Source organism: Roseivirga ehrenbergii (genome assembly GCF_001593005.1).
Lineage (GTDB): Bacteria > Bacteroidota > Bacteroidia > Cytophagales > Cyclobacteriaceae > Roseivirga > Roseivirga ehrenbergii.
The window spans coordinates 1-8,251 of the sequence record NZ_LQZQ01000015.1 but is presented as its reverse complement, the minus strand read 5'-3'; the positions used below and the strand labels follow the sequence as shown (position 1 = coordinate 8,251).

At 38.4% G+C, this 8,251-nt stretch carries 7 protein-coding genes and 1 tRNA gene; 4 read left to right on the top strand and 4 right to left on the bottom strand.

Going from position 1 to position 8,251, the window contains the following annotated elements:
* Nucleotides 1-56 precede the first annotated feature (56 nt).
* The 4 genes from clpX to MB14_RS09045 all read right to left on the bottom strand — a co-directional run bounded on the left by clpX (nucleotide 57) and on the right by MB14_RS09045 (nucleotide 3,528).
* Nucleotides 57-1,286 carry an ATP-dependent Clp protease ATP-binding subunit ClpX gene (gene clpX, locus MB14_RS09060; protein ID WP_062591252.1) on the bottom strand — a complete coding sequence of 410 codons (1,230 nt, stop codon included), beginning with the start codon at nucleotides 1,284-1,286 and terminating at the stop codon, nucleotides 57-59.
* Between the two features lie 4 nt (nucleotides 1,287-1,290).
* Nucleotides 1,291-1,965, bottom strand: coding sequence for a ClpP family protease (locus MB14_RS09055; protein WP_053225082.1), 675 nt, complete (start codon nucleotides 1,963-1,965; stop codon nucleotides 1,291-1,293).
* Between the two features lie 86 nt (nucleotides 1,966-2,051).
* Nucleotides 2,052-3,383: a trigger factor gene (gene tig / locus MB14_RS09050; protein ID WP_062591251.1), complete on the bottom strand. Its 1,332-nt coding sequence runs from the start codon at nucleotides 3,381-3,383 to the stop codon at nucleotides 2,052-2,054.
* 63 nt (nucleotides 3,384-3,446) lie between these two features.
* Nucleotides 3,447-3,528 (bottom strand) — tRNA-Leu (locus MB14_RS09045).
* 114 nt (nucleotides 3,529-3,642) lie between these two features.
* On the opposite strand from MB14_RS09045, the gene MB14_RS09040 reads away from it, so the two are divergent.
* The 4 genes from MB14_RS09040 (at nucleotide 3,643) to MB14_RS09025 (ending at nucleotide 8,105) form a co-directional block, all read left to right on the top strand.
* The gene (locus tag MB14_RS09040) at nucleotides 3,643-5,862 is read left to right on the top strand and encodes a RelA/SpoT family protein (protein WP_062591250.1); all 2,220 of its coding nucleotides are present in this window, start codon (nucleotides 3,643-3,645) and stop codon (nucleotides 5,860-5,862) included.
* A 154-nt stretch (nucleotides 5,863-6,016) separates the two neighbouring features.
* A complete protein-coding gene (locus MB14_RS09035) occupies nucleotides 6,017-6,475 on the top strand; it encodes a Fur family transcriptional regulator (protein WP_053225085.1) in 459 nt (152 codons plus the stop codon).
* Between the two features lie 12 nt (nucleotides 6,476-6,487).
* Nucleotides 6,488-6,835 (top strand): STAS domain-containing protein, encoded by a 348-nt coding sequence (locus tag MB14_RS09030; RefSeq protein WP_062591249.1) that lies wholly within the window; start codon nucleotides 6,488-6,490, stop codon nucleotides 6,833-6,835.
* Between the two features lies 1 nt (nucleotide 6,836).
* Nucleotides 6,837-8,105, top strand: a complete 1,269-nt coding sequence (locus MB14_RS09025; RefSeq protein WP_062591248.1) for an adenylosuccinate synthase — start codon at nucleotides 6,837-6,839, stop codon at nucleotides 8,103-8,105.
* Nucleotides 8,106-8,251: the final 146 nt, after the last annotated feature.

The window sequence follows — 8,251 nt, the reverse complement described above, 5'->3', positions numbered from 1 at the left end:
TACCTGATTACCTGATTACCTGATTACCTGATTACCTGATTACCTGATTACCTGATTTAAGCCACCTTCAGCTTCTTAAACTTCGATTTCTCTAGCTTTTCTTTAGCGTATTCTAAATCAATTTCGAGCCTATTGTTTTTAGTGTCAGAAGGCATTTCAAACATTGCGTCTGTCATAATTGCCTCACAAATTGACCTTAAACCACGCGCCCCCAATTTGTACTCTAGTGCTTTTTCAACAATATAGTCTAATGCAGAAGGGTCAAAAACAAGTTCTTTTTCTTCCATTTCAAACAACTTAGTATACTGCTTTGTGAGCGCGTTCTTAGGGTTGGTTAAAATGTCTTTAAGAATCTCGTTGGTCAATGGATTCAAGAAGGTAACAATTGGCAAACGTCCAATCAACTCCGGTATCAGACCAAAGTTTTTCAAATCTTGGGCATTGATGTATTGATGTAAGTTTTCTCTGTCGTAATCAATCTTATCATCTTGGGCTGATATAAAGCCAAGTGGCTGAGTATTCAGTCGGCTAGCAATATGTCTTTGAATACCATCGAAGGCTCCACCGCAAATGAAAAGTATGTTTTCAGTATTTACTGAGATCATTTTCTGGTCAGGATGTTTTCTTCCGCCCTGAGGGGGGACGTTAACATTGGTTCCTTCTAATAATTTTAAAAGCGCCTGTTGAACGCCTTCGCCACTTACATCTCTAGTAATAGATGGGTTGTCCGATTTTCTGGCAATTTTATCAATTTCGTCAATGTAAATAATGCCTCTTTCGGCAGCCTCTACATCGTAATTGGCAGCTTGTAGTAGTCTGGTAAGAATGCTTTCTACGTCTTCACCCACGTAACCGGCTTCTGTTAATACGGTAGCATCGGCAATACAGAATGGTACCTGAAGAATTTTGGCAAGGGTACGGGCAATGTAAGTTTTACCTGTGCCCGTTTCCCCAACCATAATAATATTTGATTTTTCAATCACGATTTCGTCATCAATCTTTTGTTGAGTCAATCGTTTATAGTGATTGTAAACCGCTACAGAAATAACCTTTTTAGCTTCGTCTTGCCCAACAACGTACTGATCGAGATGTTTCTTCATCTCCATCGGTTTTATTACATTGAATCTAGGCGTAGACTCTTCAGCATTTTTTGTTTTTAATTCCTCTGAAAGAATTTGATTCGCTTGAGTAATACAATGATTACAAATGTGCGCATGAATCCCTGAAATCATCAGGTCTACATCTTTCTTATTTCTTCCACAAAAGGAACAGGTTACTTCTGCCATAATCTTATTTTTTAGGCCTAATCAAGACCTCATCAATTAATCCGTACTCTTTAGCTTCTGAAGCTCTCATCCAATAGTCTCTGTCTGAATCTTGCTCAATCTTCTTGTAAGTTTGGCCAGAATGACTCGATAGAATATTGTAAAGGTCTTTTTTTACTTCCAACGTTTGTTTCAATGAAATCTCCATGTCAGAAGCTTGACCCTGCATTCCACTCATTGGTTGGTGGATCATAATTCTAGAATGCGGTAAAGCGGCTCTTTTGTTTGCTGCTCCTCCTGCCAATAGCACCGCTCCCATAGAAGCTGCCAAGCCAGTACAAATAGTAGCTACGTCTGGCCCAACATAGTGCATAGTGTCGTAAATACCTAAACCAGCGTAAACCGACCCGCCTGGACTGTTAATATACATCAACACATCTCTTTTAGGGTCTACTGACTCTAAGAATAACAATTGAGCAGTAATAATATTGGCGATATTATCGTCAACCCCCATCCCTAAAAAGATGATTCTGTCCATAATTAATCGTGAAAACACGTCAATTTCGGCAAATCTCGTTGGTCTTTCTTCGATAACCGATCGGGTCATATTCTGGATATAATTAGAATAATCGTCAATCGCTGTTCCACTCACACCTTGGTTGTGAATGGCATATTTTCTGAATTCGTTTTTATCTATCATGTTTTTATTAGAGAATTGAACTGAACAAATTTAAAAAAAAAGCCCTTCGTTCAAAGGACTTTAATTTTAACAAGGTTGTTATTCGTTTAGTTCTGAACGATGTCCTTAAATTTTTCTACATCGACTTCTTTAGATTTGATCTCGATTTTCTCTTTGATCAACTCCATAACTTTCGCCTCTTGTACTTGCTCGGCCATTTTCATGTAGTTCTGACCGTTCTCACCTTTAAGGTAATGTTCCACAAACGAATCCATTTGCTCTGCAAACTGACCCATTCCCGAACCTGCAAATTGCTGGGCGATCATAGCACGTGTAGCTTCTTGAATATCGGCATGCTCTGGCTTTAGCTCATTTTCTTTGGCGATTTGACTAGAAATCAAGTTCCAACGCAATTGATCAGCGTAGATTTCATACTCGTTTTCAAGGTCCGCATCAGTTACTTTGCCTTCGCCTGTTACTTTCAACCATTCTTTCAAGAACTCATCTGGCAAGTTGATTTTGGTAACTTTGATCAATTCGTCTTGAATTGTTTTGTTTAAGAAAGCGTCTGTTTCGCGAGCGTAATTAGCTTCGATGGTTTCTTTCACTTTTGTTCTAAACTCTTCTGCTGTTGAAACAGTGTTAGGGCCGAAAGTTTTATCGAAAAGCTCTTGATCTAATTCAGCAACTTCTTTTCTGTTGATATTTTTCACAACAAAAACGAAAGCGTCATCTAAGTCAGCTACTTCATCAGCAGTTTTTCCCAAATGAGAAGCTACTTGAGCGTCATCCTTGAAGAGTTTCTTAAGGTTGACTTTAATTTCATCACCTGATTTTTTGCCTACAAATTTCTTTGCGTTGGTTTTAGTGAAATCAGAAGGGTCAATCGTGGTGTCGTTTTCAATGTCACCATTCTCTTGCTTCAGGGTTCCGTAAAGTAAATCACCTTCTTCGCTTACCTCAGGATTGGTCATTTTACCAAACTGAGTTCTTACGTTATCAATTGATTCATCAAGAACTTTATCGTCTGCTGTAATCGTATATGACGTTACTTTGATTTTTTTATCAAGCGCTAAAGCGAACTCATCTACCAATCCAATGTTGTACTCAAACTCGAAATCTGTCTGAGTGTCCCAGTCTACAGATTCGATTTGTTGTTGATTTGGAAGTGGCTCTCCTAGAATCTTCAAGTCGTTTTCACGAATGTAGTCTTGAATAGCATGCCCTACTAAATGGTTGATTTCTTCTACTAGGATAGACTTTCCGTACATCTTTTCGATAAGGCTTTTAGGTACTTTTCCAGCTCTAAAGCCTTTGATCTGTGCCTTTTTTCCGTAGTCTTTAATTTTGTCTGCTACCTTTGATTGGTAATCTGCTTCATTTAATTTAACTTTAATTGAAGCGACATTTGAAGCTTTTTTGTCTAACGTGATATCCAAAACCTGTCAATTTTTGTTGGTACGAATAAAAAACCCCCAATCGGAAGATCGAGGGTTTATTTGTGCGGATAGAGGGACTCGAACCCCCATGCCGTAAGGCGCTAGATCCTAAGTCTAGTGCGTCTACCAATTTCGCCACATCCGCGTGCGATTGTTAAATGCGACTGCAAAGGTACACTAAAAGAGAAATAATTCAATAGCTAAAAATCTTTTTTTATAAATATTATTGATCGAAAATTACGGAGGCTAATTTTAACATATGATAGCGGTTGATGCAGAAGAGGAACGAAAGGAAATTATTAGAAGATATCGTAAGCTATTACGCAGAGCAAAGCCTTTTTTAAAGGACGATGATGCCAAACTAATTAAGAAGGCATTTAATACTTCGCTCGAGGCGCATAAAGAAATGCGAAGAAAATCGGGTGAGCCCTATATTTATCACCCCTTGGCTGTTGCTCAAATTTGTGTAGAAGAGATTGGGCTGGGTACAACTTCAATTGTAGCGGCACTTCTTCACGATGTAGTAGAAGATACAGAAATTGAGTTAGATGAGATCAATGCTGATTTTGGACCCAAAGTGGCCAAAATAATTGATGGGCTTACCAAGATTTCGGGAGTATTTGATCACGGTAGCTCCCAACAGGCTGAGAATTTCAGAAAAATGCTACTAACGCTTTCCGAAGACGTAAGGGTAATATTGGTAAAGCTTGCCGATAGGCTTCATAATATGAGAACCCTAGAGAGCATGCCTCGTCACAAGCAACTGAAAATTATTTCTGAGACTATATATATATATGCACCGCTTGCTCACCGATTAGGACTCTATGCTATAAAATCTGAACTCGAAGACCTTTGGTTGAAATATACCGAAGAAGATGTGTATGCTGAAATAGCGTCAAAAATTGCCGAGAGTAAGTCTTCTCGTAGTAGGTTCATCCGAAGCTTTGTAGCACCAATTCAAGAAGAACTTAACCGTACCGGAATTAGCTTTGAGGTAAAAGGGCGTCCAAAATCTATTTATTCCATTTGGAATAAAATGAAAAAACAGAATATCCCTTTCGAAGAGGTGTATGATCTGTTTGCTATCCGAATTATTGTAGATACCGATCCCGAACATGAAAAAGCAGCCTGTTGGCAGGTGTATTCTATTGTGACTGATTTTTATACACCGAACCCTGATAGGCTTCGTGATTGGATTAGCACTCCAAAAGCCAATGGCTATGAATCACTTCATACTACAGTAATGAGTAGAACTGGACGATGGGTAGAAGTGCAGATTAGGGCAAAGCGTATGGATGAAATTGCTGAGAAAGGATATGCTGCGCATTGGAAGTACAAAGATGGAGCACCTACATCTCACGAGTCTGGCTTAGAGTTGTGGATTCAGAAAGTCAGAGATATGCTAGAGCAAAACGATACAAACGCGATTGAGTTTGTAGATGACTTTAGAGCAAATCTTTTCAGTGACGAAGTTTTTGTATTTACTCCTAAAGGCGATTTAAAAATATTACCAGCTGGGGCTACGGCTTTAGACTTTGCTTTCGATATTCATACAGAGGTTGGTGCAAAATGTTTAGGAGCGAAAGTCAACAATAAACTAGTTCCGTTAAATTACGAGATTAAGAATGGGGATCAGATTGAGGTACTCACTTCTTCTAAACAGAAACCGAATGAAGATTGGTTACGGTTTGTAGTAACTTCCAAGGCCAGGTCTAAAATTAAAGACAGCCTAAAAGAGTTTAAAAAACAGGCAGCTATCGATGGAAAGGAGATTGTTCAGCGCAAGCTTAAACAAATGAAAATCCCTTTCGATGGTGATGTGGCAAACCAGCTGCGCGCTTTCTTCGAAGAAAAAACCGTTACCGAGTTTTATTATAAAGTAGGCAAGGGCATTATCGACCCTTCTGAAATTAAGAAATACAAAGAGTTTAAGGTCAATACCAAATCTCAGCGCGCCAAAACAGAGGAGTTGAGCGATTTTAGTGATGACTTCAGCAAAATAAAAACCACCGGAAAAGACATTCTTCTGATTGGGGAAGATATGGACATGGTGGATTACCGTCTTGCCAAATGCTGTAATCCAATTCCAGGCGATGATGTTTTCGGCTTTGTAACCGTAAATGAAGGGATTAAAATACATAGAACAACATGTCCGAATGCTCCAGAATTACTTTCTAATCATGGCAATAGAATAGTAAAAGCCAAATGGATGTCTGAACAGCAAAATGCGTTTTTGGCGGGACTTCGTATTATTGGTACCGATAGGGTAGGTCTGATGCGCGATGTAACAGATTTAATTTCTAGTGAATTGAAAGTGAACATGCGCTCCATTAGTATCGATACCGAAACCGGAATCTTTGATGGACAAATCATGTTGTACATCAATAATACAAAACACCTAGATGACATGAGCCGTAGACTAGAAAAAATCAATGGAGTAATGAAAGTGACTCGTTTCGAATCAAAAGATTTAAAATAAGAACAATACAGATTACTTCCTTGTTGGGTCTACTAATGTCTAATGTTTAGACTCTTTTCTTTCCATATCTATTGGAGTTAATTTCCGATAGATTCAATCCTAATGAGTGAAATAAGTTTAGAGTTATATATTTGCACTTTGATGCGCGAGAAGTATGTCGTTAAAGCCTGAGGTATTTGAACAAGTAAAGAAGATTTTTACTGCTTTTTTGGAAAACAAAGCACTTAGGAAGACGCCTGAAAGGTTCGCCATTCTTGAGGAAATTTATTCCAGAGGAGGGCATTTTGATGTGGAATCACTCTACATTTCAATGAAGAACAAAAACTATCGTGTTTCAAGGGCAACGGTATACAACACTTTAGATTTACTGGTAGAGTGTGATTTAGTCAGTAAGCATCAGTTTGGAAAGAATCTGGCGCAATACGAAAAATCCTACGGTTTTAAACAGCACGATCATATCTTAATGTTAGACTCAACCGAAGTGCTTGAGTTCTGTGATCCACGAATACAAAACATCAAAAACACACTCGAAGAAATGTTTGATATTGAAATCATGCACCATACACTCTATTTCTTCGCGAAGCCAAAAAAGAAATCAGAGTCCGATAATTAAAATTAAGTTAGTATGGATTATAGTTCAAAAATAGATTCTGAAGCATTGGTAATTTCACTAAAGGGAAATCTTATAGGTGAAGAAGTAGGAGGTGCCTTACTTAAAGAAGCCGAAAAGGCGATCAGTGAAGGCGTAAAATATTGCATAATCGATATTAACGAAGTAAAATATATTAACAGTAGCGGAATCGGTGTTTTAATCACTATTCTCACTAAGTTTAGAAATCAAAGCGGGGAAGTATGTATTGTAAACCCTTCCGAGCATGTGAAAAAGTTATTAATAATAACCAAGCTGAATGCCATATTCAATATTGAAAAAACTGTGGACGAGGCAATATTAAAATTAAAATCAGAAAACTAGAATGAAGGTTGATGTACTCTTAGGCTTGCAATGGGGAGACGAAGGCAAGGGAAAAGTAGTTGATGTACTAGCTCCAAAATACGATGTTGTTGCCAGATTCCAAGGCGGGCCAAACGCTGGTCATACGCTTGAGTTTGACGGTCATAAACACGTATTACATCAAATTCCTTCAGGTATATTCCGTGAAAGAATAAGAAACATAATCGGAAATGGAGTAGTACTCGACCCAATCGTTTTCAAAAAAGAAATAGAAGGCCTTTCTAAATTCAATATTGATTTTAAAAAGAACCTTTTCATCTCTAAAAAGACACAACTTATTCTGCCAACACATAAGCTTTTAGATGCAGCTTATGAACAGTCTAAAGGAAAAGATAAAATTGGGTCTACTCTAAAAGGGATTGGCCCTTCTTATCAAGACAAAGTTGCACGTAACGGAATTCGTGTAGGTGATATAGTGGCTCCAGATTTTGAAGGTAGGTATCGTAACTTGGTAAAGAAGCATCAAAACATTTTGAGCCACTACGATTTTGAGTATGACCTGGAAGAAGCAGAAGCGCCATTCATTGAGGCAATTAACTTCCTTAGAGATTTCAATTTGGTGAACAGTGAATATGTGATCAATGAATGTATTCGTTCAAGCCAAACTGTTTTGGCAGAAGGGGCGCAAGGCTCTTTGCTCGATATCGACTTTGGAAGCTATCCTTATGTGACAAGTTCGAATACTATGACAGCCGGAGCTTGTACAGGCCTTGGCGTTGCGCCAAGAAACATTGGAGAAGTCTTTGGGATTTTCAAAGCATATTGTACTCGCGTGGGAGGTGGGCCGTTCCCAACCGAACTGTTTGATGAGGTTGGAAAAAGAATCCAAGATGAAGGCCACGAGTTTGGAGCTACAACTGGTCGCCCTAGAAGATGTGGCTGGCTAGATTTACCAGCGCTTAAATATGCCATCATGATCAATGGAGTAACCCAACTCTTTATGATGAAGGCCGATGTTTTAAGTATTCTAGATGAATTGAAAGTTTGTACTCATTATAAACTTTCAGACGGAACACTAACTGAAGAGATGCCATTCCAACTTTTGGATGAAGAGATAACACCAGTTTATAAAACCTTTAAAGGTTGGGCTAAGGATGTGAGGGACGTTAAAGAGTATCGTAACCTGCCTTCCGAGTTAGTTGCTTATATTGAATATATTGAAAAAGAAACAGGAGTGCCTATCACAATTGTGTCTTTAGGACCTGATAGAACAGAAACTATCGTACGTTAATCGATATATTATAAATTATAACAAACCCCTGTTAGGCTTAGACCTGGCAGGGGTTTGTTGTTTAAACATACTATTCTGTCTAGAGCCTGCCTTTTCTCATTTCTATTTTATGGTTTTATAACTTGCTCATGTACGGAGAGGCGTGT